The organism is Stutzerimonas sp. FeSN7, assembly GCF_030263795.1.
GTDB classification, from domain to species: Bacteria; Pseudomonadota; Gammaproteobacteria; order Pseudomonadales; family Pseudomonadaceae; genus Stutzerimonas; species Stutzerimonas stutzeri.
In genome coordinates this window covers 3,592,423-3,614,757 of record NZ_JARPMN010000001.1, presented here as the reverse complement: position 1 = coordinate 3,614,757, position 22,335 = coordinate 3,592,423, and the positions used below count along the sequence as shown (strand labels likewise).

Genomic DNA, 22,335 nt, shown 5'->3' with positions numbered 1-22,335 from the left:
GCTAGGCATGGCCTCCAGCCCCTCACCCTAGCCCTCTCCCCGGAGGGGCGAGGGGACGAGACCGAGTTGGGTTGCCGGTCCGGTGTAGGGCGGAATGCATGATGTGCCCGCCAAGTACGGATGATTCGGTGGCTTCATTCAGGCTCCCTCTCCCCGCTGGGGAGCGGGCTGGGGTGGGGGGCGCGGCCTTCGATCCAGCGCAACAGCTCCGTCAGAACGCCGTCCAGATTCTGCAATACGTCCAGATTACTGAAACGCAGCACCTCCAGCCCCTGGCGCTCCAGATGCGCTGTCCGCAGCTGATCCCGTGCAAGCCCGGCGGCGTCATGGTGTTGCCCGCCATCGAGCTCGATCACCAGCCGCAGCTCGGCACAGTAGAAATCCAGCACATAAGGCGGCCACGGGTGCTGCCGCCGGAACTTGAATCCCGCTAAGCCGCGATTGCGCAGCCGCCGCCATAGAAGGCGCTCGCAATCGGTGAGCTGGCTGCGAAGCGCTCTGGCGAAGTGACGTTGTTCGGGCGATGGGCGTTCGGTAGGCATCGCACATCCTTGTGTCGGTATAGGCCTCTCGCATCCGTGCGAGAGCTTGCTCGATCAGCGCGAGGCGGTCGGTTGCCTCAATGATGCTCGCGCGTCGCCCGGAACTTCACCTCCGGCCAGCGCTCTTCCATCAGGCTGAGGTTGACGCGGGTTGGGGCCAGGTAGGTGAGGTGGCCGCCGCCGTCGACAGCGAGGTTTTCGTAGGCCTTGTCCTTGAATTCCTTGAGCTTCTTCTCGTCGCTGCACTCGATCCAGCGCGCCGACCAGACGTTGATTGCCTCGTAGGCGCATTCAACCTTGTATTCCTCCTTCAGGCGGCTGGCGACCACGTCGAACTGCAGCACGCCCACCGCGCCGAGGATGATGTCGTTGTTGCGCTCCGGGAAGAACACCTGGGTGGCGCCTTCCTCGGCCAACTCCTGCAGGCCCTGGCGCAGCTGCTTGGATTTGAGCGGATCCTTCAGGCGCACGCGGCGGAACAGTTCCGGGGCGAAGTGCGGGATGCCGGTGAAGCCCAGCACTTCGCCTTCGGTGAAGGTATCGCCGATCTGGATGGTGCCGTGGTTGTGCAGGCCGATGATGTCGCCGGCCCAGGCTTCCTCCAGCATCTCCCGCTCGCTGGAGAAGAAGGTCAGCGCGTCGGCGATCTTCAGGTCCTTCTTGATGCGCACGTGGCGCATCTTCATGCCTTTCTCGTACTTGCCCGAGCAGATGCGCATGAAGGCGATGCGGTCGCGGTGCTTGGGGTCCATGTTCGCCTGGATCTTGAACACGAAGCCTGTGAATTTTTCCTCGACCGGCTCCACGGTGCGCTCGTTGGCGACGCGCGCCAGCGGCTTCGGTGCCCAGTCGACGACGGCGTCCAGCACATGGTCGACGCCGAAGTTGCCGAGCGCGGTGCCGAAGAAGACCGGGGTCATCTCGCCGCGCAGGAAGGCGTCCTTGTCGAATTCGTGGCAGGCGCCCTGGACCAGCTCCAGCTGCTCGACGAAATCGTCGTACATGTCGCCCAGGTGCGCGCGGGCCTCGTCGGAATCAAGCTTGTCGATGACCCGTGTCTCGATGCGTTCGTGGCCATGGCCGGGCACGAATACGATGATGCGGTCCTCGGCCAGGTGGTAGACGCCCTTGAAGTCGCGGTAGCAACCGATCGGCCAGGTGATGGGCGCGGCCTTGATCTTCAGCACAGCCTCGATCTCGTCGAGCAGTTCGATGGGGTCGCGGATATCGCGGTCGAGCTTGTTGATAAAGCTCACGATTGGCGTATCCCGCAGGCGGCACACGTCCATCAGGGCGATGGTGCGCGGCTCGACGCCTTTACCACCATCGAGCACCATCAGTGCCGAGTCCACCGCGGTCAGGGTGCGGTAGGTGTCTTCGGAGAAGTCCTCGTGGCCGGGGGTGTCGAGCAGGTTGATCATGTGCTCGCGGTAGGGGAACTGCATCACCGAGGTGGTGATGGAGATGCCGCGCTGCTTTTCCATCTCCATCCAGTCGGAGGTGGCGTGGCGGTCCGACTTGCGCGATTTCACCGTGCCGGCGACGGCAATCGCCTTGCCCATCAGCAGCAGCTTTTCGGTGATGGTGGTCTTGCCCGCATCGGGGTGCGAGATGATGGCGAAGGTACGGCGCTTCGCGACTTCGGCGGCCTGAGTGGTCATCGGAATTAAGGAACCCGTCGACGAGTAGTCGGTCTGTCAAAAAAGGCGGCGATTATAGCGGCAAATGGATTTCCCTGCGGCCCGCACGGCAGCGGAAATCGGCCGTTTTGTGCAGTTTCCATGACGCTTTGTTTTGAATCGACAACAACTCGAAACGGATGCGCAATCGGGACGTTTTTTTGATTGATCTATGCCTCCCTTGGTCCTAAAGTTCGCGCCCGAACGTCCATGCTGGCAACGATCCATCCGGCTCAAGTACTGACGACGAGAGATCCACGTGATACTCGGCGACATGCCTTGGGAAGTAGGCGAACCAAAGTGGGGAAACTGATCAGGCGTTCTTGTCAGGGCTGACGCCCTTCACCCCTCATCCGACTTTTGTTTCCCGTTTTTGGAGTCCCACGCATGACGGTCAAGATCGAAGACTATTTCCCGCGCGCCACCTTCCAGAAGATGAAGGCCTTCGCCGACCAGCACGAAACCCCGTTCGTAGTGATCGACACCGAAACCATCAGCAAGGCCTACGACGACCTGCGCGCCGGTTTCGAATTCGCCAAGGTGTACTACGCCGTCAAGGCCAACCCCGCGGTGGAAATCATCGACCTGCTGCGTGACAAGGGCTCGAGCTTCGATATCGCCTCGATCTACGAGCTGGACAAGGTCATGTCCCGCGGCGTCGGTCCGGAGCGCATCAGCTACGGCAACACCATCAAGAAGTCCCGGGATATCCGCTACTTCTTCGAGAAGGGCGTGCGCATGTTCGCCACCGACTCCGAAGCCGACCTGCGCAACATCGCCAAGGCCGCGCCGGGCGCGAAGGTCTATGTGCGCATCCTTACCGAAGGCTCGACCACGGCCGACTGGCCGCTGTCGCGCAAGTTCGGCTGCCAGACCGACATGGCCATGGATCTGCTGATTCTTGCCCGCCAGCTGGGCCTGGAACCGTACGGCATTTCCTTCCACGTCGGCTCGCAGCAGCGCGACATCTCCGTCTGGGACGCCGCCATCGCCAAGGTCAAGGTGATCTTCGAGCGCCTGAAGGAAGAAGACGGCATCGAGCTGAAGATGATCAACATGGGTGGCGGCTTCCCGGCCAACTACATCACCCGCACCAACAGCCTGGAAACCTACGCCGAGGAGATCATCCGCTTCCTCAAGGAAGACTTCGGCGACGACCTGCCGGAAATCATCCTGGAGCCGGGCCGCTCGCTGATCGCCAATGCCGGCATCCTGGTGAGCGAAGTGGTGCTGGTGGCACGCAAGTCGCGCACCGCCGTGGAGCGCTGGGTGTACGTCGATGTGGGCAAGTTCAGCGGTCTGATCGAAACCATGGACGAGTCCATCAAGTTCCCGATCTACACCGAGAAGAAGGGTGAGGTGGAGGAAGTGGTGATCGCCGGTCCGACCTGCGACAGCGCGGACATCATGTACGAGAACTACAAGTACGGCCTGCCGCTGAATCTGGCCATCGGTGATCGCCTGTACTGGCTGTCCACCGGTGCCTACACCACCAGCTACAGCGCCGTCGAATTCAACGGCTTTCCGCCGCTGAAGGCCTACTACATCTGATCTGTCCGCCCTGACCGAAAACGCCCCGCACCGCGGGGCGTTTTCTTTTCTGCGCCGCGCCCGCAGGCGCCGCTGCCGTCTCCCCTCTCTGCGCCGCCCGGGCGCTCCTGTGGCGCCTCCTGCGCCCGGTCCCATCGCCGTCTCGACTGCGCCCGGTCCCATCGCCGTCTCGACTGCGCCAGCCTGCCGCATGCCGAAACGCTGGACTTGCCGCGCGCACGTATTTATCATCTAGTAATTAATACAAACAATTCGCATTTAGATATGAATTTCACAGGGGAACCTAGATGTCTCGGCAGCCACGCTTCAAGAAAACCCGGATGGCCAACGTGATCCGCATGGCCGTGTATGGCCTGCCCTTGCTTGCCTCGGCACAACTGGTTCATGCGGCGGACGGCAGCGTCACGCTGGACTCCATGGAAGTCGTCGAGCAGCGCGACTCCTACAAGATCGAGCGGACCAAGGTCGCCACCAAGACCGACACCCCGCTGCGCAACATCCCGCAGTCGATCAGCGTGGTGACCGACCAGCAGATCAAGGATCAGAACATGCAGAGCATGGCCGACGTGGTGCGCTACGTGCCGGGCGTGCAGATGGCCCAGGGCGAAGGCCATCGCGATGCGCCGATCCTGCGTGGCAACACTTCCACCGCGGATTTCTTCGTCGATGGCATGCGGGATGACACCCAGTACTACCGCGATCTCTACAACAGCGAGCGCATCGAGATCCTCAAGGGGCCGAGCGGGATGATCTTCGGTCGTGGCGGCACCGGTGGCCTGATCAACCGCGTGACCAAGCAGGCCAACTGGCTGGATCGCAACGAGATCGGCCTGAGCTACGGTTCGTGGGACAAGCGTCGCATCACCACCGACCTGAACCAGGGCGTGAACGAGAACGTCGCGGTGCGCCTGACGGCGATGTACGAAGACTCCAACAGCTTCCGTGACTACGGCGAGCTGGAGCGCTGGGCGATCAATCCGACCGCCACCTTCCGGCTGAGCGATGCCACCAGCATCGAAGTGGGCTATGAGCACTTCGAAGACGATCGCATCGTCGATCGCGGCGTGCCCTCGTTCAACGGCAAGCCGCTCAGGCTCAATGAGACGACGTTCATCGGCAACCCTGCGCTGAGCGACTCGACGGCAGAGGTCGACGCACTGACCGCCCGCATCCGCCATGAATTCGCCAATGGTTCGACCCTGACCAACCAGACCCGCTATGCCGAATACGAGAAGTTCTACGGCAACGTGTTCCCTGGGGCTTACGATAGCGCTACCAACCGAATCGGCATTGCCGCCTACACTTCGGCGACCGATCGCAAGAACCTGATCAACCAGACCGACTACGTGTTCAACGTCGATACCTTCGGCATCGGCCATACCTTCCTGACCGGCATGGAGTTCAGCCGCCAGGTCACCGACAACTATCGCCAGTCGGGTGTCTTTGCCAGCAGCAATCGTTCGGTCGGTCTCGACGACACCATCTACCGCCTGCCGATTTCCTTCGCCAACAACGGAACCACAGACGCCAACAACCGCAGTGTCGCGAAAACCGCCGCGCTCTATGTGCAGGACCAGATCGAGCTGAGCCCCCAGTGGGAGGCGATCGTTGGCGTGCGCTACGACAATTTCAAGATCGACCTGGACAACAAGAACAACAATTCCGAGCTGTCGAGCTCCGATGACCTGTTCTCGCCGCGCGCCGGCCTGATCTACAAGCCGCTCGACAACCTGTCCTTCTATACCAGCTACACCATCGCACATGTCCCGCGTGCCGGTGAGCAGCTGTCTTCCCTGTCGCTGAGCAACCGGGCGCTGGATCCGGAGAAGTTCATCAACAAGGAAATCGGCGTCAAGTGGGACGTCACCGAGCGCATGGCAGCCACTGCCGCGCTCTATCGTCTGGATCGAACCGATGCGGTCGTTTCGCATCCGACGCTGCCGGGCGTGTCGATCCTCGCCGATCAGCGCGTCAAGGGCGTCGAGCTGGGGATCTCCGGCAATCTGACCGATGCCTGGCAGATCACCGGTGGCTACGCCTACCAGGAAAGCGAGATCCTTGGCGGCAACCAGAAGGGCAACAAGCTCGGCCAGGTGCCGCGTAACTCGCTGTCCCTGTGGAACCGTTATGACTTCAACGAGCAGTGGGGCGTAGGCCTCGGCGCCGTCTATCAGAGCTACGCTTACGCGACCAGCTCCAATGCGGTGACTCTGCCGAGCTTCACCCGCGTGGATGCGGCGGTGTACTACACCGTCAACCCGGACCTGCGCCTGCAGCTGAACGTGGAGAACCTGTTCGACGAGGAGTACTACGCCTCGGCGCATAGCGACAACAACATCATGCCGGGCTCGCCGCTGGCCTTCGGAGTCAGCGCCAACCTCACGTTCTGAGCAAGCCTCTCCAGCGCGGCAGCGGCCGCGTCAGTCGAACGATCGACCCGCCCCGCCTTTTGGCGGGGCGGGTCTTTGCACGTTGGATCTTCAGGGCATCTGTACCTCGATCACGCCATCGGCATTGACCGATACCTGCCGGCTGCCGGCCTCGATTTCCGGAATCGGCGCCGCTTCCAGACGGTCCATCTTCATCGCGCTGCTACGCATGACCGGCTGAAAGCCGCCGCCGTTGAGGTTGAGGCTCACCAGCTTGTAGCCGCTGCCGCCGAGGGCTTCGGTCGCCAGCTGGGCGCGGGCCTGGAACGCGGCTACGGCATCCTTGAGCAGAGCATCCTCGTTCTGCTTGCGGATCGGGTCGGAGACGCTGAAATACATGCCGCCCATCTTCAGGCTCTTCATCAGTTCGGCAGTCAGTTTCGACAGACTGGCGAAATCGCCGCTTTCCAGGCGCAGCTCGGCACGCTCTCGCCAGCCGGTGATCTGCTGACCCTTGTCGTCGTAGACCGGATAGCTGTTGCGGCTGCCCTGGCTGACGATCACGTCCTTGTTCTGGCGAGCGGTCTGCAGCGCCTGGTTCAACGCGCGAGTCGTCTGCGCCGCGAGCTCGGCGGGGTCGCTGTGCTGTGCTTCGCTGTAGAGCGTGACGTGCATACGGTCATGGGCCACTTCGCTGCTGACTTCGGCGCGCAGGGCGACCTGGTTGTAGCGGGCCTCTTCGGCCATGGCGGGCAGGCTGGTAGCGCTCGCGAGCACGGCGACGAAGGCTGCGCGGCGGAGGAGGGATGGGTGCATAACGGGTCCTTGGCATGGGCACCGGTGCGGTGCGGTAGCTCAAGACTCTAACTCCGCCAGCGAATGTGTGCAGCAGTCCGTGCGTCGAGTTGCCGCATTTTGGGCTGGCTTGCGAACGGCTTGGTTATACTCCGCCGAATTGTTGGAGACTCCATGTACGCATCCGTCCCGCTGCTGTCCGCCAGCCGGCAGAACCTTCGGCTTCTGACCCTAATTCGCATCGTGGTGCTGGCCGCACAGTCCGGTGCCGTGGGTGTGGCCTACGCAACCCAGCTGCTGACGCTGCCCTGGCTGGCGCTGGGAATCACCCTGGCGGTGTCCGCTGTGCTTTGCCTGGGAACGGCGCTGCGCTTGCGCGGGCCCTGGCCGGTCACCGAGCTCGAATATGCGGTGCATCTGGGCTGCGACCTGCTGATCCACAGCGCCCTGCTTTACTACTCCGGTGGTTCGACCAACCCCTTCGTCTCCTATTACCTGGTTCCGCTGACCATCGCCGCGGCGACACTGCCCTGGCTGTATTCCATCGTGCTTTCCGGGCTGGCGCTGCTGGGCTACACGCTGATGCTGGTGTGGTACGACCCGCTCACCCTGCCGCCGTTCGAGCGCGCCACGCTGCAGGTCTACGGCATGTGGCTGAGCTTCGCCCTGGCGGCGGCGCTGATCACCTTCTTCGTCGCGCGCATGGCCGAGCAACTGCGTCGTCAGGAGCAGCAGCAGGCCCAGCGACGTGAGGAGAGCATGCGTGACCAGCAGCTGCTGGCCGTGGCGACCCAGGCCGCCGGTGCCGCCCATGAGCTGGGCACGCCGCTGGCGACCATGAGCGTGCTGCTCAAGGAGTTGCGCCAGGAATACAGCGACCCGCAATTGAACGAGGATCTCGGCCTGCTGCAGTCGCAGGTCCAGCTCTGCAAGGAAAGCCTGCGCCAGCTGGTTCGCGCCGCCGAGGCGGACCGGCGGCAGGCCGTGGTCGAGCAGACGGCGCGCGAGTGGGTCGAATCGGTGCTGCAGCGCTGGCACCTCATGCGTCCCGAGGCCACCTACCGCTTCCACTGCGTGGGCCTTGGCAGCGCGCCCAAGCTGATGCCACCGGCGGACCTCAGCCAGTCGTTGCTCAACCTGTTGAACAACGCCACCGATGCCAGTCCGGAAGATCTCGAGATTCGTCTGGACTGGGATGCGCAGTGGATCCGGCTGACCATTCGCGACCATGGCGCCGGCGTGCCGCTGGCCATTGCCGAGCAGATTGGCCGCCCCTTCATCACGACCAAGGGCAAGGGTTTCGGCCTTGGTCTGTTTCTCAGTCAGGCCAGCGTCACCCGCGCTGGCGGCACGGTGAAGCTCTACAATCACGAAGAAGGTGGCACACTGACCGAGCTGCGCCTGCCGCACGGCTCGGTACGCGCGTGAACCTGATCGTGACCAATGCGAGGAAATGCACAGATGACCGACGAGTTGCAGCAAGAGGGTGAGGAACAGCCTCATCTGCTCCTGGTGGATGACGACCCCACGTTCACCCGGGTAATGGCGCGCGCCATGAGCCGTCGCGGACTGCAGGTCAGTATCGCCGGTTCGGCCGAAGAGGGCCTGGCGCTGGCCAAGCAGGACGTTCCCGATTACGCGGTCCTCGACCTGAAGATGGAGGGTGATTCGGGCCTGGTGCTGTTGCCCAAGCTGCTCGAGCTCGACCCGGAGATGCGGGTGCTGATCCTGACCGGCTACTCCAGCATCGCCACGGCGGTGGAAGCCATCAAGCGCGGTGCCTGCAACTACCTGTGCAAGCCCGCCGATGCGGATGATGTGCTGGCCGCGCTGCTGTCGCAGCATGCCGACCTCGACAGTCTGGTGCCGGAAAACCCGATGTCGGTCGATCGCCTGCAGTGGGAGCATATCCAGCGCGTGCTGAGCGAGCACGACGGCAACATCTCCGCCACTGCGCGTGCGCTGGGGATGCATCGGCGGACCTTGCAACGCAAGCTGCAGAAGCGACCGGTTCGTCGCTGAGCCAACGCACCAGCGCCAGGCACGTCCGCCTGGCGAGCGTCAGGGGCTGACCGTCCACTCTGCGGCGGTTGGGCCCGGGCGGCGCTCATGCTTTATGCTTGCGCTTCCGTAGTCGCAGGCGTCATCCATGCTTCCCCTCATCCTGCAGACCCTGAGCGTTACCGCTCCGGTGTTTGCCATGCTGTTTCTCGGCGTCGCGCTCAAGCGCCTCGGCTGGATCGACTCAGCATTCGTCTATACCGCGTCGGCGCTGGTGTTCAAGGGCACCATGCCGACCCTGCTGTTCATCTCCATCATCAAGGCCGACCTGAATGCGGCGCTGCAGCCTGCGCTATTGCTGTACTTCGTCGTCGCCACGATAGCCACCTTCTTCGTCGCCTGGCTCTGGGCGCTGTGGCGCTGCCCCGTGTCCGACCGGGGTGTGTACGTTCAGGGCGCCTTTCGCGGCAACAACGGCATCGTCGGGCTAGCTTTGGCCAGCAGCCTCTACGGCGACTACGGGCTCTCGGTCGGCGGAGTGCTGGCCGGTGTGGTGATCCTGGTCTACAACAGCCTTTCGGCGATGGTCCTGGCCATCTACAGTCCGAACGGCCAGGTCGGGGCGAAGGACATCCTGCTCAGCATCCTGCGCAATCCCTTGATCATCGGTGTTGTCGCCGCGGTGCCGTTCGCCCTTTGGCAGATCGCCTTGCCGGGCTGGCTGATGACGTCCGGGCAGTACTTCGCCCAGATGACGCTGCCGCTGGCGCTGATCTGCATTGGTGCCACGCTGTCGCTCGACGCGCTGCGTACCAGCAGCGGCAGCGCGCTGAGCTCGAGCCTGATGAAAATGGTGTGGCTGCCGGCGCTGGCAACGCTCGGTGCCTGGGCCTGCGGGTTCCGCAATGCCGAACTGGGCATCCTGTTTCTCTATTTCGCCAGCCCTACGGCCGCGGCGAGCTTCGTCATGGCGCGTGCCGTCAACTCCAATCACCAGCTTGCCGCCACCATCATCGTCATCACCACACTGATGGCGGCCCTTAGCATCAATGCCGGGTTGTTCGTGCTGGGATGGCTGGGCTGGACCTGAGTCGTCCATCAGTACGGTGCGACGGCTACCGTTCATCGTCAATGTGATCGATATCGGCTTTATGGCTTAAGAATCGCTGCGCCATGGTCGTAATCGGTCATCAGACCTCAGAAAAAAAACCGCGTTTCCGTCAAATTGCCCGGAACGTTCGACGGCATGCCAGCAAGGCAGCCGGTTTGTGTTCCAGGAAATCTTTCATGGCATTTTTCACACCTTCGAACCGGTCGCTGACGCGTGACGATATCCGCGTGGTGAATCTGCGGCGGCTGGCAGTGCCGGGCCTTGTTCTGGTGCTGGGCCTGAGTCTGGGCAGCTTCGCCGGCGGCGTCTGGGTTGGCAGCGACCTGCGCCCGCAGAAGAGCGTCCAGCTGGACGAGCCTGCTCTCGCCGATGAGGGCCGCTTCGCCATTGCGCGTGTCGGCGAGGTGGTCGGCCGGTTGAAATCCCTCGAGTCCGATCTGCTCGCCTTGCAGCAGATGCTGGACCAGCAGCGTGAGCTGCACGGTCAGCTGTCAGCGCTGGATCCGACATTGCTGCCGGTGCTGGCGCCGGAACGTCCCGTCGGCGCAGGGCAGGGCGGTGTGCTGTTGCCGCCCCGCGGCTGCGCCGGCGAGCTGTCGCAGGATGGCGAGACGCTGACCCTGGCCGATCTGCGGCGCAGCGAGACCTCGGCGCGCTGCATGCGCGTGCTGCTCGATGGCCTGATGCAGCGGGTGGCCGAGCGCAATGCGGCACTGATGGCGATCCCATCCCGGCGGCCGGTGGGCGAGGCGCGCCTGGGCTCTGCCTTTGGCAATCGCATCGATCCCTTCCGCAAGACCCTGGCCTTTCATTCTGGCGTGGACTTCGCGCTGAAGAGCGGCTCCGATGTGGTTGCGGCCGCCGGCGGTCGGGTGCGCTTCGCCGGCTACCGTGGCGCATACGGCAAGCTGGTGGAGATCGATCATGGCAACCGCCTGGTCACGCGATACGCTCATCTGTCGCGGCTGGATGTACGCAAGGGCGACGTGGTCACGCCGGCGCAGCGCATCGGGGCGGTGGGGTCGACGGGGCGTTCGACCGGCCCGCATCTGCACTTCGAAGTGCTGCACAAGGGGCGCTTCGTCGATCCACAGCGTTTTCTGGCACTGGGCGATCTGGAGCGCGCCAGCGATGGCCTGGCTGAAGACTAGGCGGCCGTCCACGCGCGAGCTGGTACGTGCCGAACATCGGCTGCAGGCAGCACGCGGCGCTCGCGCGGGGCGCCTGATCATCCTCGCCTTGCTTTGCGTTATTGGCGCACTGTTGTACTTGCGGCTCGACGAGCAGGCGGCCCAGGCGCGGCAGATCGAAGTGCTGCACCAGCAAAACCTGACGCTCAGCACCGAACTGGAGCATGCCCGGCTGCAGCGGCAGGAAGCCCAGGCCACCGAGGAGCAGCTGTTACGGCGTATCGCCACCCTTTCCGCGCAGGTCGAGCGCTTGCAGACCGACCTGGCCTTCTTCCGGCAACAGAAGAAGGCTCGTTAACTTTCTGGAGTGAGTGATGTTCAACAAGAAGAAGCCGGTGGCGCGCGTCACCATTGACCAGTTTTCCAGCCTGATCTCCGGCAACCTGTCGCTCGTCGGCGACGTGACGTTCGAAGAAGGGCTGAAGGTAAGTGGCGAGGTGCGAGGCAATGTTCGCCACAAGGCCGGCACCCACAGCCTGCTCGCCCTCAGCGCCGAGGGCCGGATCGAGGGCAATGTCAGCAGCTACGATGCGCTGATCGACGGCACCATCGTTGGCGATCTTGTTGTCGAGCATCTGCTGGAGCTGCATTCCAATGCGCGGGTTCGCGGCAATATCCGCTATCGCCAGCTGAGCATGGAAAATGGCGCCGTGGTCGAAGGCACCCTCAGCCGTATGGGGGAGGAAGAGGAAACGGCGCAGGTGCTCGAACTGCCTCGGCCGCAGGTGCGCGAAGGCTGAACGGGCGGGCCGCTCCGGCCCGCCCAGGCGTCCTCTGCGTTAGCGCTGGACCTTCCAGGCGCGGGCGGCGATGACCAGCAGGGTGATGGCGGTCAGCGGCAGGGCATAGCCGATCATCGCATCGCCGAAGGTCTCGGCGAACGGTCGACCGGTGCTGGTCAGTACCAGGTACAGCGTGTACGCCACGTAGTAGGCGAGGAACAGCGCGCCTTCCCAGCGCTTGATGCAGTAGCCGGCGAAGAAGATCGGCAGGCAGGCCACGGCGACCGCGATCATTACCGGGAAGTCGAACGCCAGTGCGTTGGACGACACGCCGATCGCCTGCGGCGAAACCAGCGAGGCCAGGCCTAGCACGCAGAGCAGGTTGAAGATGTTGCTGCCGACGATGTTGCCCACCGCGATATCACGCTCGCCGCGGAAGGCCGCCATGATCGATGTGGCCAGTTCCGGCAGCGAAGTGCCGACCGCGATCACGGTGAGGCCGATGACCAGTTCCGACAGGCCGAGCGCGCGTGCCAGCGCGACGGCACCCTCGACCAGGAAGTTGGACCCGACGACCAGCAGTACCAGCCCAGCGAGCACCAGGCCGGCATTGATCAGGCCGGCATGGGGTTTGGCCGGTTCGTCGAGACCGAACTCCTTGGCGAACTCGTCATCGGCAGCGGCCGCGCTCTCGCGACGGCTGCTGATCACCAGGAACAGGGTGTAGATCACCACGGCGCTGAACAGGATGGCGCCGTCGATGCGGCTGAGCTGGCCATCCCAGGCCAGGCCGAAGGTGACTAGGCTGGCGCCGATCATGATCGGCACGTCGAGGCGGATCAACTGGCGCGACACCACCAGCGGCGCAACCAGCGCCGTCATGCCGAGGATCAGCAGCACGTTGGCGATGTTGCTGCCGACCACGTTGCCAATGGCGATATCGCCACTGCCATTGAGCGAAGCCTGCACGCTGACCGCCGTTTCCGGTGCGCTGGTGCCGAAGGCGACCACGGTCAGACCGATGACCAGCGGCGAAATGCCGAACTGCGCGGCGAGCCTGGCTGCGCCGCGTACCAGTACCTCCGCGCCGGCAACGAGCAGCACCAGGCCGGCAATGAGATAGACGAAGGTCATCAGGGTCACGATAGAGGGCTCCACTAAGGAAAAGGATCGGGGTTCAGCGCTGGTGGCGCCAAGCGCGCAGGAAGATCACCAAAAGCGTGACGGCCGTCAAGGGGAAGGCGAACCAGAGCATTGCATCACGTAACAGGTCGATGGCGCCGAGCCCGGTGGCGAACATGACCAGATAGAGCGTGTAGGCGACGTAATAGGCAAAGAACAGCAGCCCCTCCCAGCGACGGATGCAGTAACCGGAGAAGAAGATCGGCAGGCAGGCGACGAATACCGCCAGCATCACCGGAAAGTCGAACGACTGTGCGTTGGGCGAAATCGACAGGCCGCCTGGCGCGACCGCCGCACCTGCCCCGAGCACCAGCAGCAGGTTGAAGATGCAGCTGCCCACCACATTGCCCACCGCGATGTCGCGCTCACCCTTGATCACCGCGAGCACCGAGGTTGCCAGCTCCGGCATCGAAGTGCCGACCGCTACCACCGTAAGGCCGATGACCAGCTCCGAAAGGCCCAGCGCCCGCGCCAGGCCGACCGCGCCTTCGATCAGCAGATTCGAGCCGCCGACCAGCAGGCCGAGGCCGAGCAGGATCAGCAACAGCTGGAACACCCAGGCGAAGGGCTTGTCGCTCTCGTCCGGGCCGAACTCCGTGGCGAACTCGTCGTCTCCGGCCGGCGCCTTCTCGCGCTTGCTGGCGGCCACCAGAAACAGTGTGTAGCCGATCAGGCTGATCAGCAGCAGGGCACCATCCAGGCGGCTGATGCTGCCGTTCCAGGCCAGCGCGTAGCAGAGCAGGCCGGCGCCGATCATCACTGGCACGTCAAGCCGGATGAGTTGGCGGGACACCACCAGCGGAGCGATGAGCGCCGAGAGGCCGAGGATCAACAGGATATTGGCGATATTGCTGCCGATCACGTTGCCCACGGCGATGTCGCCGCTGCCGCCCAGGGAGGCCTGCACACTGACCGCCGTTTCCGGTGCGCTGGTGCCGAAGGCGACCACGGTCAGCCCGATGATCAGCGGTGGAATGCCAAAGCGGCTGGCCAGTCGGGCGGCGCCGCGGACCAGCGCTTCGGCGCCGACAACGAGCAGCACCAGGCCGCCGATGAGGTAGGCGAAGGTGATCAGCGACATGCATGCGCTCCGGTGGGGGCAAAAATGGATTCTGTGGTCGTCATCGGGTTCAGGGGCGAAATCGGCTCATTCATGGAAGGGTTTCGATACGTACGCGGACCACGCCGCGGTCCAGCATGTCCAGTTGCGCAGCCGCGGCGCGGGAGACATCGATGATGCGGCCACGACGGAACGGTCCGCGGTCGTTGATGCGCACGACTACCTGCTTGCCGTTCTGCTGGTTGGTCACTCGCACGCGCGTGCCGAACGGCAGGCTGCGATGGGCGGCGACCAGTGCATTCTGATCATGGGTCTCGCCATTGGCCGTGCGCTGCCCATGATGCATGCGCGCGTAATAGGAGGCCTTGCCGCTCTGGGTGAAGCGTTCCTGTGTCGGGGGTGATGCCTGCGGTGGCTGCGTCGGTTGACGCTCGGCGCAGCCGCTGGCCAGCAGGGCCAGAACCAGCAGGGCGGTGAAGCGAGTCAGTCGCATGGGGAATCCTTCCGTTGGGTCGATCGCTCGAGCGGCGAAAGCCCGCGGCAGGCATGGCGAAGTTCGGGCAGCGCCGAGGGCTCGATGCGGCGACGCCACGGCTGCAGGGGCTGCAACCGTGGCGTCGCTTCGCTCAGCTTAGCCTTCGAGTTTCTTCTTCAGCAGTTGGTTCACCTGGCCGGGGTTGGCCTTGCCCTTGGAAGCCTTCATCGCCTGGCCGACGAAGAAGCCGAACATCTTGCCGCGCTTGGCTTCGTCGCTGGCGCGGTACTGTTCGACCTGCTCGGCGTTGGCCGCCAGCACTTCGTCCAGCATGGCTTCGATGGCGCCGGAGTCGGTGACCTGCTTGAGGCCCTTCTTCTCGATGATCTCGTCTGCCGAGCCTTCGCCGGCGGCCATGGCTTCGAAGACCATCTTGGCGATCTTGCCGCTGATGGTGTCGTCCTTGATGCGCAGGATCATGCCGCCCAGCTGTTCGGCTGTTACCGGCGACTGCTCGATGTCCAGGCCTTCCTTGTTGAGCAGGCTGGACAGCTCGCCCATCACCCAGTTGGCGGCGAGCTTGGCATCGCCGCAGGTGGCGTTGACCTGTTCGAAGTAGTCGGCCATCTCGCGGCTGGCCGAGAGCACGCTGGCATCATAGGTGGACAGACCGAACTCGCGCTCGAAGCGCTCGCGCTTCTGGCCAGGCAGCTCGGGCAGGCTGGCGCGCACTTCATCGAGGAAGCTCTGCTCGATCACCACCGGGAGCAGGTCTGGGCAGGGGAAGTAGCGGTAGTCGTTGGCTTCTTCCTTGCTGCGCATGGAGCGCGTCTCGTCCTTGTTCGGGTCGTACAGGCGGGTCTCCTGCACCACCTTGCCGCCGTCCTCGATCAGCTCGATCTGACGCTGCACCTCGTGGTTGATCGCCTTTTCGATGAAGCGAAAGGAGTTGACGTTCTTGATCTCGGCGCGGGTGCCGAACTCCGCCTGGCCCTTTGGTCGCACGGAAACGTTGCAGTCGCAGCGCAGCGAACCTTCGGCCATGTTGCCGTCGCAGATGCCCAGGTAGCGCACCAGCGCATGGATCGCCTTGACGTAGGCGACGGCCTCCTTGGCGCTGCGGATGTCCGGCTCCGAGACGATCTCCAGGAGCGGTGTGCCGGCACGGTTCAGGTCGATGCCGCTCATGCCATGGAAGTCTTCATGCAGGCTCTTGCCTGCATCCTCTTCCAGGTGGGCACGGGTGATGCCGATGCGGCGTGTGCTGCCGTCTTCCAGGGTAATGTCCAGGTGGCCCTTGCCAACGATGGGATGATCCATCTGGCTGGTCTGGTAGCCCTTGGGCAGGTCGGGGTAGAAGTAGTTCTTGCGGGCGAAGACGTTCTTCTCGGCGATCTCGGCATCGATGGCCAGACCGAACTTGCAGGCCATGCGCACGGCTTCGGCGTTGAGCACCGGCAGGGTGCCGGGCATGCCGAGGTCGACCAGGCTGGCCTGGGTGTTGGGCTCGGCGCCGAAGGTGGTGGCGCTGCCGGAAAAGATCTTCGACTGGGTGCTGAGCTGTGCGTGGATTTCCAGCCCGATCACGGTTTCCCATTGCATCTGTTCGATCTCCTCAGAATCCGGCCGGGGCGCGCAGGTGCCAGTCGCTGACCTGCTGATACTGGTGCGCCACGTTGAGCAGGCGCGCCTCCTGGAAGTACGGGGCGAGCAGTTGCACGCCCACCGGCAGGCCGTCGATGAAGCCGGCCGGCATCGACAGGCCCGGTATGCCCGCGAGATTGGCGGTGATGGTGTAGATGTCTTCCAGATAGGCAGAAACCGGATCAGCGTTCTTCTCGCCCAGCTTCCAGGCCAGGTTCGGCGTGGTCGGGCCGAGGATCAGGTCGACCTGCTCGAAGGCCGCGACGAAGTCCTGCTTGATCAGGCGGCGGATCTTCTGGGCCTTGAGGTAGTACGCATCGTAGTAGCCGGCCGACAGCGCATAGGTGCCGACCATGATGCGCCGCTTGACCTCGTCGCCGAAGCCTTCGGCGCGCGAGCGCTTGTAGAGGTCGGTCAGATCGACCGGATTCTCGCAACGATAGCCGAAGCGCACGCCATCGAAGCGCGAGAGGTTGGAAGAGGCCTCGGCCGGCGCGATCACATAATAGGAAGGAATCGCATGCTGCATGTTCGGCAGGCTGATGTCCTTGACCGTGGCGCCGAGCTTCTTCAGCTCCTCGACGGACGCCATGACGGCATCGGCGATCTTCGGGTCGAGGCCGGCACCGAAGTACTCCTTCGGCAGACCGATGCGCAGGCCGGCGAGCGGCTGGCTAAGGGCGGCGAGGTAGTCATCCAGCGGCTGCTCGACGCTGGTCGAGTCCTTCGGGTCGAAGCCGGCCATGGCCGAGAGCAGCAGCGCGCAGTCTTCAGCGGTGCGCGCCATCGGGCCGCCCTGGTCGAGGCTCGAGGCGTAGGCCACCATGCCCCAGCGCGAGACGCGGCCGTAGGTGGGCTTGAGACCGGTGAGGTTGGTCAGCGCGGCCGGCTGGCGGATCGAACCGCCAGTGTCGGTTCCGGTGGCAGCTGGCAGCAGACGTGCCGCAATGGCCGCTGCGGAACCGCCGGAGGAACCGCCCGGTACGCGGGACAGGTCCCAGGGGTTCTTCACCGGGCCGTAGTAGCTCGACTCGTTGGCCGAGCCCATGGCGAATTCGTCCATGTTCAGCTTGCCGAGCGTGACCGTGCCGGCGGCGGCGAGGCGTTCCACCACAGTGGCGTCGTAGGGCGCCTTGAAGCTGTCGAGGATCTTCGAGCCGCAGCTGGTGCGAATACCCTGGGTGCAGAACAGGTCCTTGTGACCGATTGGCGCACCGAGCAGCGCACCGTTCTCGCCGGCGGCGCGACGCGCATCGGCGGCCTTCGCCTGGGCGATGGCGAGTTCATCGGTGACGCTGATGAAGCTGTTCAGTTGCGGGTCGAGCTGTTCGATGCGCGCCAGCAGGGTGCGTGTCAGCTCTTCGGCAGAAAAGCGCTTCTCCGCGAGGTTGCGGGCAATCTCGGCGAGCGTCAGGTTGTGCATGGCGGTGTCCTTCATCACTCGATCACCCGGGGAACCAGATACAGGCCTTCTTCCACGGCCGGTGCGATGGCCTGGTAGGCGTCGCGCTGATTGCGTTCGGTGACCACGTCGGCGCGCAGGCGCTGGGTGGTTTCCAGCGGGTGAGCCAGAGGCTCAATGCCGGTGGTGTCGACCGCCTGCATGCGGTCGATCAGGCCGAGGATATTGTTGAGGGTCTCGGTGGTGCGGGGCAGGTCGGCTTCAGACAGGCCCAGGCGGGCCAGGTGAGCGATCTTTTCCACCTCGGTGCGTTCAAGCGCCATCGGGTATCTCCAGCGGAAAGCGAATCGGGCTGCACCTTCCGTCGATTGACGGGGCGCGTGGCGGCGCGGGTTTTGGCCGCAGCAATGGGCTTTCGGGCCCGGAAAAGCCGTCAATCTTACATGCCCCAGGCGCTTATCGGTAGCGTGCGCAGGGCACTGCGGCCAATGCGCGCCCCTTGTGGCGCCATGTTGCGGCCTAGCGCGTAATGGCTCACGTCTGGCGCTACGCGGGCGGACTCGCGCCTTGCCCTAAGTTCGCACCATTGTTAGAGTTTGCGGCACTTTTTTCCCCACGCGTTTGCCCCAGGGCCCTTTTCCCATGTTCAAGAAACTGCGTGGCATGTTTTCCAGTGATCTGTCGATCGACCTGGGCACTGCCAATACCCTTATTTATGTGCGCGATCGCGGTATCGTTCTCGACGAGCCGTCGGTGGTCGCCATCCGTAGCCACGGCAACCAGAAAAGCGTCGTCGCCGTAGGCACCGAGGCCAAGCGCATGCTGGGCCGTACCCCGGGCAACATCAATGCGATCCGCCCGATGAAGGATGGTGTGATTGCCGACTTCAGCGTTTGCGAAAAGATGCTGCAGTACTTCATCAACAAGGTTCACGAGAACAGTTTTCTGCAGCCCAGCCCACGTGTGCTGATCTGCGTACCCTGCAAGTCGACCCAGGTCGAGCGTCGCGCGATCCGCGAGTCGGCTCTCGGTGCCGGCGCGCGGGAAGTGTTCCTGATCGAAGAACCCATGGCCGCAGCCATCGGCGCCGGCCTGCCGGTGGACGAGGCGCGTGGCTCGATGGTCGTGGACATCGGCGGCGGCACCACCGAGATCGCGCTGATCTCCCTCAACGGCGTGGTCTACGCCGAATCCGTGCGGGTCGGTGGCGATCGCTTCGACGAATCCATCGTGACCTACGTGCGACGCAACTACGGCAGCCTGATCGGCGAATCGACCGCCGAGCGCATCAAGCAGGAAATCGGTACCGCCTTCCCGGGCGGCGAGTTGCGTGAAGTGGACGTGCGCGGCCGCAACCTGGCCGAGGGCGTGCCGCGCAGCTTCACGCTGAACTCCAACGAGGTGCTCGAGGCCCTGCAGGAGTCCCTGGCGACCATCGTTCAGGCGGTCAAGAGTGCCCTGGAGCAGTCGCCGCCGGAACTGGCCTCCGATATCGCCGAGCGCGGTCTGGTACTGACCGGTGGCGGCGCGCTGCTGCGTGATCTGGACAAGCTGCTGGCCCAGGAAACCGGTCTGCCGGTGATCGTTGCCGAAGAGCCGCTGACCTGCGTTGCCCGTGGCGGCGGTCGTGCGCTGGAAATGATGGATCGTCACGCCATGGACCTGCTGTCCACTGAGTGAGTTAGCGCCTCGTCGCTCATGACAAGCCGAAAGCTCCGGTTGCGCCGGCTTTCGGCTTGTCGCGTTTAGCCCCAGCCATCAGCCAAGAGGTAGTCGCGATCAAGCCGCTATTTGCCAAAGGACCCATGCTCGGCGTACGCCTGTTGGCGTTCGTCGTGCTTTGTGTCGTGCTGATGGTGGTGGATGCCCGCTTCGACGCGCTGAAGACCGTCCGCAGCCAGATGGGCCTGGTGCTGACGCCGTTCTACTGGGTCGCCGATATGCCGGTGCGTATCTGGCGCGGGGCAACTGCCCAGATAGCCACCAGCAACAGCCTGATGGCAGAGAACGAGCGGCTCAAGGCCGAGGCGCTGCTGATGCAGCGGCGGCTGCAGAAGCTGGCCACGCTCACGGAACAGAACGTGCGCTTGCGCGAGCTGCTCAACTCCTCGGCACTGGTCGACGACCGGGTGCTGGTTGCCGAGTTGATCGGCCTGGACCCCAACCCCTTCACCCACCGCATCCTGATCGACAAGGGCGAGAAGGACGGCGTGTTCATGGGGCAGCCGGTGCTCGATGCCAGCGGCCTGATGGGGCAGGTGGTCGAAGTGCTGCCGTACGCCGCGCGGGTCCTGCTGCTGACCGACGTCACCCACAGCATTCCGGTACAGGTCAACCGCAACGGCCTGCGCGCCATTGCGGTGGGAACCGGCAATCCGGACTACCTCGAGCTGCGCCACGTGGCCGAGACCGCCGACATCAAGGCCGGCGACCTGTTGGTCAGCTCCGGGCTCGGGCAGCGTTTTCCCAGCGGTTACCCGGTGGCGCAGGTGACCGAGGTGGTGCACGGCTCCGGTCAGCCCTTCGCCATCGTGCGTGCGGTGCCGACGGCAATGCTCAATCGTAGCCGCTACCTGATGTTGGTCTTCAGTGATTCGCGGACACCGGAAGAGCGGGCTGCCGCTGCCGCCGAAGCGCAGGCCGACGCCGATCAGAAAGCTGCCGCCGAAGGGGCCGCGGCGAGCCAGGCGCCTGGCGAGTCCGGCAGCGCTGCCGAAGGCGCACAACCGGCCGCCGGTGCCGCGCCGGCGGCACCAGCCCAGGAGGCGGGACAATGATCAGTGGGCGTCCGAACAACGGTTGGGTCATCTGGTTCAGTCTGACGCTCGCACTGTTGCTCAGCGTCGCGCCGATGCCCGGCAGTGCGGAAATCGCCCGGCCGTTGTGGCTGGGCCTGGTGATTGCCTTCTGGTCGCTGACGTTGCCGCATCGCGGCGGCCTGGGTGCAGCCTTCTGCTTCGGGCTGGCGCAGGACGTGCTCGCCGGCACCCTGTTCGGCCAGAGCGCGTTGCCGCTGATTCTCATCGCCTTTCTGGTGCTGAGCCTGCAGCAGCGTCTGCGCATGTTTCCCCTGTGGCAGCAGAGCATGGTGCTGCTGGTCGTGCTTGGCCTCGCGCAGCTGGTCCAGCTCTGGCTCAACACGCTGACCGGCAATCGTCCGCCGACCTTGCTGTTTCTGGTGCCGGTGCCCATCAGCGCGCTGCTCTGGCCATGGGTCTTCGTGGCGTTGCAAGGAATGCGCCAGCGTTTTGCCGTTTATTGATCCTCCGCGCGCTGCGCATCCGGTCAAAAGTCTGCTGTTTTGTGTGGGTTTGTGTCGCTCGGCACGGGCCGTGCCTTGATGATGTATGGCATTTCTGAAATCATCCGCGCCGGGATGGCGTTCAGCCATCACCTGTTCCGCTTCAGACCACGACAAGCACAACAGCACGGGCGACGAGTATGGAAGCTGGCATTTCGATTTTTTCCAAGGCCGAAGGCACTCGCGCTCCGCGCGTTCTGCTGGCAATCAGCGCAGTCGGAGCGTTGCTGGCGCTGGGCATGAACAGCAGCTACACCCAGGCCGACGCTGCCCCGCAGGCATCACAGCTATCCACCCCGGCGGCACCCGAATCTCCTGCTGCGGGCGGTACCTACGCTGTTGAAGCCTCCGCCGAATCGCCGCGTGCCGAGCAGCTGAGCAGCAAGATCGCCGAACTCGACGCCATCCTTCTCGAGAAACAGAAGCTCGAAGACGCCCTTCGCACCGAGAAGAGCGAACTGGCGGCTGCGCAATTGCAAATGGCGAACAGCAAGAAGCTGATTCGCATGGAGGTAGACGAGTTTCTCGGGCAGAGCGCCGAGCGCAAGCGCCTCGACGAGCTGCTCGACGAGCACAAGCGCAATGCAGAGGCTGTGGCGGCCATTTCCGGGCGTGTCGAGGCGCTGGAAAAGGACCTGGGCAGCCAGCACCTGAAGTTTTCTCTCGCCGCGCGCGACGTCGAACGCCTCAAGTCGCAACTGGCGGCTGAAATCCGTGAGCGCAACAGCAAGAAGATTCAGAGCATCGCGCGCAAGCTGGACAAGACCATCCGCTTCGAACAGCCGGTGTCCTTCCGTTGCTCGGCCAGCAAGAGCCTGGCCGCGTGCCTCGCCGAGCACCGCAACGATGGTCAGATGTCGCAGTGGGTGCTGGAGAACTACCAGCGCGTCCTGGCCGACGACATTCGTGAGCAGGTTACCGAGCTGAGGATGGATCCCAGCTGGTATCGCTACCGCACCCGTACCGAGTTCGCTCAGGCGAGCATGAGCCTGGACGGTACCGTTCAGGCTCTGATGAATGTCGAGGCCACCATCAGCGCCAAGCAGATGATGCCCTGCGCCATCCTCGACGTGCCGTTCGAACAGTGCGACAGCAAGATGTATTCGCTGATCGTACGCAGCAACAAGTACGACGATCGGGTGCGTATCAATGATCAGGACCATGGTGCAACGCCGGTCTCGCTGATGCTCGACGGAGGCATCTACGATATTCAGATCACTTCCGGTGGCACGACCCAGAAGCGCACGCTGTCGCTCAAGGGCGACCAGGTGGTCAACTTCCGATTCTGAGTCATCCCGGCCGGCGTAGCCT

The 22,335-nt window shown here is 63.9% G+C and carries 21 protein-coding genes; 12 read left to right on the top strand and 9 right to left on the bottom strand.

Annotation, left to right across the window (positions count from 1 at the left end; translation table 11 throughout):
- Positions 1-134 precede the first annotated feature (134 nt).
- The gene (locus P5703_RS17220; RefSeq protein ID WP_125912616.1) at positions 135-542 is read right to left on the bottom strand and encodes an endonuclease domain-containing protein; all 408 of its coding nucleotides are present in this window, start codon (positions 540-542) and stop codon (positions 135-137) included.
- A 77-nt stretch (positions 543-619) separates the two neighbouring features.
- A complete protein-coding gene (locus tag P5703_RS17215) occupies positions 620-2,203 on the bottom strand; it encodes a peptide chain release factor 3 (RefSeq protein ID WP_013981893.1) in 1,584 nt (527 codons plus the stop codon).
- A gap of 405 nt (positions 2,204-2,608) precedes the next feature.
- Between P5703_RS17215 and P5703_RS17210 the strand changes: the two genes are divergently transcribed.
- Positions 2,609-3,772, top strand: coding sequence for a type III PLP-dependent enzyme (locus P5703_RS17210; protein ID WP_011912182.1), 1,164 nt, complete (start codon positions 2,609-2,611; stop codon positions 3,770-3,772).
- A 287-nt stretch (positions 3,773-4,059) separates the two neighbouring features.
- Complete coding sequence (locus P5703_RS17205) at positions 4,060-6,162, top strand: TonB-dependent receptor (protein WP_228481831.1); 2,103 nt, start codon at positions 4,060-4,062, stop codon at positions 6,160-6,162.
- 90 nt (positions 6,163-6,252) lie between these two features.
- Here P5703_RS17205 and P5703_RS17200 read toward each other — a convergent pair whose 3' ends face one another.
- Positions 6,253-6,957 carry an SIMPL domain-containing protein gene (locus P5703_RS17200; protein ID WP_169917509.1) on the bottom strand — a complete coding sequence of 235 codons (705 nt, stop codon included), beginning with the start codon at positions 6,955-6,957 and terminating at the stop codon, positions 6,253-6,255.
- A gap of 153 nt (positions 6,958-7,110) precedes the next feature.
- On the opposite strand from P5703_RS17200, the gene P5703_RS17195 reads away from it, so the two are divergent.
- The 6 genes from P5703_RS17195 (at position 7,111) to P5703_RS17170 (ending at position 11,978) form a co-directional block, all read left to right on the top strand.
- Positions 7,111-8,364 carry an ATP-binding protein gene (locus P5703_RS17195; RefSeq protein ID WP_285588340.1) on the top strand — a complete coding sequence of 418 codons (1,254 nt, stop codon included), beginning with the start codon at positions 7,111-7,113 and terminating at the stop codon, positions 8,362-8,364.
- Positions 8,365-8,397: 33 nt separating this feature from the next.
- A complete protein-coding gene (locus P5703_RS17190) occupies positions 8,398-8,958 on the top strand; it encodes a response regulator transcription factor (protein ID WP_011912192.1) in 561 nt (186 codons plus the stop codon).
- 127 nt (positions 8,959-9,085) lie between these two features.
- Complete coding sequence (locus tag P5703_RS17185; protein ID WP_013981904.1) at positions 9,086-10,027, top strand: AEC family transporter; 942 nt, start codon at positions 9,086-9,088, stop codon at positions 10,025-10,027.
- 197 nt (positions 10,028-10,224) lie between these two features.
- On the top strand, positions 10,225-11,199 hold the full coding sequence (locus tag P5703_RS17180; RefSeq protein ID WP_014595933.1) for a M23 family metallopeptidase: 975 nt from the start codon (positions 10,225-10,227) through the stop codon (positions 11,197-11,199).
- Positions 11,180-11,536 (top strand): hypothetical protein, encoded by a 357-nt coding sequence (locus P5703_RS17175; protein ID WP_011912195.1) that lies wholly within the window; start codon positions 11,180-11,182, stop codon positions 11,534-11,536. The genes P5703_RS17180 and P5703_RS17175 overlap by 20 nt, the downstream gene beginning before the upstream one ends.
- A gap of 16 nt (positions 11,537-11,552) precedes the next feature.
- Positions 11,553-11,978 carry a bactofilin family protein gene (locus P5703_RS17170; protein ID WP_014595935.1) on the top strand — a complete coding sequence of 142 codons (426 nt, stop codon included), beginning with the start codon at positions 11,553-11,555 and terminating at the stop codon, positions 11,976-11,978.
- 39 nt (positions 11,979-12,017) lie between these two features.
- Here P5703_RS17170 and P5703_RS17165 read toward each other — a convergent pair whose 3' ends face one another.
- The 6 genes from P5703_RS17165 to gatC form a co-directional block, all read right to left on the bottom strand.
- Entirely contained in the window at positions 12,018-13,103 is a 1,086-nt protein-coding gene (locus P5703_RS17165; protein ID WP_013981908.1) for a calcium/sodium antiporter, read from the bottom strand.
- A gap of 34 nt (positions 13,104-13,137) precedes the next feature.
- On the bottom strand, positions 13,138-14,223 hold the full coding sequence (locus P5703_RS17160; protein WP_011912198.1) for a calcium/sodium antiporter: 1,086 nt from the start codon (positions 14,221-14,223) through the stop codon (positions 13,138-13,140).
- Between the two features lie 70 nt (positions 14,224-14,293).
- Entirely contained in the window at positions 14,294-14,695 is a 402-nt protein-coding gene (locus P5703_RS17155) for a septal ring lytic transglycosylase RlpA family protein (RefSeq protein ID WP_013981909.1), read from the bottom strand.
- 138 nt (positions 14,696-14,833) lie between these two features.
- Complete coding sequence (gene gatB, locus P5703_RS17150; protein WP_011912200.1) at positions 14,834-16,279, bottom strand: Asp-tRNA(Asn)/Glu-tRNA(Gln) amidotransferase subunit GatB; 1,446 nt, start codon at positions 16,277-16,279, stop codon at positions 14,834-14,836.
- A 13-nt stretch (positions 16,280-16,292) separates the two neighbouring features.
- Positions 16,293-17,744 carry an Asp-tRNA(Asn)/Glu-tRNA(Gln) amidotransferase subunit GatA gene (gene gatA / locus P5703_RS17145; protein WP_041755888.1) on the bottom strand — a complete coding sequence of 484 codons (1,452 nt, stop codon included), beginning with the start codon at positions 17,742-17,744 and terminating at the stop codon, positions 16,293-16,295.
- A 14-nt stretch (positions 17,745-17,758) separates the two neighbouring features.
- Positions 17,759-18,046 (bottom strand): Asp-tRNA(Asn)/Glu-tRNA(Gln) amidotransferase subunit GatC, encoded by a 288-nt coding sequence (gatC, locus tag P5703_RS17140; protein WP_011912202.1) that lies wholly within the window; start codon positions 18,044-18,046, stop codon positions 17,759-17,761.
- Positions 18,047-18,365: 319 nt separating this feature from the next.
- Here gatC and mreB point away from each other — a divergent pair, with 319 nt between their 5' ends.
- The 4 genes from mreB (at position 18,366) to P5703_RS17120 (ending at position 22,313) form a co-directional block, all read left to right on the top strand.
- Positions 18,366-19,403, top strand: a complete 1,038-nt coding sequence (mreB, locus tag P5703_RS17135; protein WP_003292433.1) for a rod shape-determining protein MreB — start codon at positions 18,366-18,368, stop codon at positions 19,401-19,403.
- Positions 19,404-19,528: 125 nt separating this feature from the next.
- Positions 19,529-20,500: a rod shape-determining protein MreC gene (gene mreC / locus P5703_RS17130; RefSeq protein WP_125919666.1), complete on the top strand. Its 972-nt coding sequence runs from the start codon at positions 19,529-19,531 to the stop codon at positions 20,498-20,500.
- On the top strand, positions 20,497-20,985 hold the full coding sequence (gene mreD, locus P5703_RS17125) for a rod shape-determining protein MreD (RefSeq protein ID WP_011912205.1): 489 nt from the start codon (positions 20,497-20,499) through the stop codon (positions 20,983-20,985). Before mreC ends, mreD begins: the two co-directional genes overlap by 4 nt.
- A gap of 179 nt (positions 20,986-21,164) precedes the next feature.
- Positions 21,165-22,313, top strand: coding sequence for a PEGA domain-containing protein (locus P5703_RS17120; RefSeq protein WP_285588327.1), 1,149 nt, complete (start codon positions 21,165-21,167; stop codon positions 22,311-22,313).
- Positions 22,314-22,335: the final 22 nt, after the last annotated feature.

Excerpts from the sequence above, each read along its gene's own strand:
- P5703_RS17220 (WP_125912616.1), bottom strand. The coding sequence starts at position 542 with ATGCCTACCGAACGCCCATCGCCCGAACAACGTCACTTCGCCAGAGCG.
- P5703_RS17215 (WP_013981893.1), bottom strand. The coding sequence starts at position 2,203 with ATGACCACTCAGGCCGCCGAAGTCGCGAAGCGCCGTACCTTCGCCATC.
- P5703_RS17210 (WP_011912182.1), top strand. The coding sequence starts at position 2,609 with ATGACGGTCAAGATCGAAGACTATTTCCCGCGCGCCACCTTCCAGAAG.
- P5703_RS17205 (WP_228481831.1), top strand. The coding sequence starts at position 4,060 with ATGTCTCGGCAGCCACGCTTCAAGAAAACCCGGATGGCCAACGTGATC.
- P5703_RS17200 (WP_169917509.1), bottom strand. The coding sequence starts at position 6,957 with ATGCACCCATCCCTCCTCCGCCGCGCAGCCTTCGTCGCCGTGCTCGCG.
- P5703_RS17195 (WP_285588340.1), top strand. The coding sequence starts at position 7,111 with ATGTACGCATCCGTCCCGCTGCTGTCCGCCAGCCGGCAGAACCTTCGG.
- P5703_RS17190 (WP_011912192.1), top strand. The coding sequence starts at position 8,398 with ATGACCGACGAGTTGCAGCAAGAGGGTGAGGAACAGCCTCATCTGCTC.
- P5703_RS17185 (WP_013981904.1), top strand. The coding sequence starts at position 9,086 with ATGCTTCCCCTCATCCTGCAGACCCTGAGCGTTACCGCTCCGGTGTTT.
- P5703_RS17180 (WP_014595933.1), top strand. The coding sequence starts at position 10,225 with ATGGCATTTTTCACACCTTCGAACCGGTCGCTGACGCGTGACGATATC.
- P5703_RS17175 (WP_011912195.1), top strand. The coding sequence starts at position 11,180 with ATGGCCTGGCTGAAGACTAGGCGGCCGTCCACGCGCGAGCTGGTACGT.
- P5703_RS17170 (WP_014595935.1), top strand. The coding sequence starts at position 11,553 with ATGTTCAACAAGAAGAAGCCGGTGGCGCGCGTCACCATTGACCAGTTT.
- P5703_RS17160 (WP_011912198.1), bottom strand. The coding sequence starts at position 14,223 with ATGTCGCTGATCACCTTCGCCTACCTCATCGGCGGCCTGGTGCTGCTC.
- P5703_RS17155 (WP_013981909.1), bottom strand. The coding sequence starts at position 14,695 with ATGCGACTGACTCGCTTCACCGCCCTGCTGGTTCTGGCCCTGCTGGCC.
- gatB (WP_011912200.1), bottom strand. The coding sequence starts at position 16,279 with ATGCAATGGGAAACCGTGATCGGGCTGGAAATCCACGCACAGCTCAGC.
- gatA (WP_041755888.1), bottom strand. The coding sequence starts at position 17,744 with ATGCACAACCTGACGCTCGCCGAGATTGCCCGCAACCTCGCGGAGAAG.
- gatC (WP_011912202.1), bottom strand. The coding sequence starts at position 18,046 with ATGGCGCTTGAACGCACCGAGGTGGAAAAGATCGCTCACCTGGCCCGC.
- mreB (WP_003292433.1), top strand. The coding sequence starts at position 18,366 with ATGTTCAAGAAACTGCGTGGCATGTTTTCCAGTGATCTGTCGATCGAC.
- mreC (WP_125919666.1), top strand. The coding sequence starts at position 19,529 with ATGCTCGGCGTACGCCTGTTGGCGTTCGTCGTGCTTTGTGTCGTGCTG.
- mreD (WP_011912205.1), top strand. The coding sequence starts at position 20,497 with ATGATCAGTGGGCGTCCGAACAACGGTTGGGTCATCTGGTTCAGTCTG.
- P5703_RS17120 (WP_285588327.1), top strand. The coding sequence starts at position 21,165 with ATGGAAGCTGGCATTTCGATTTTTTCCAAGGCCGAAGGCACTCGCGCT.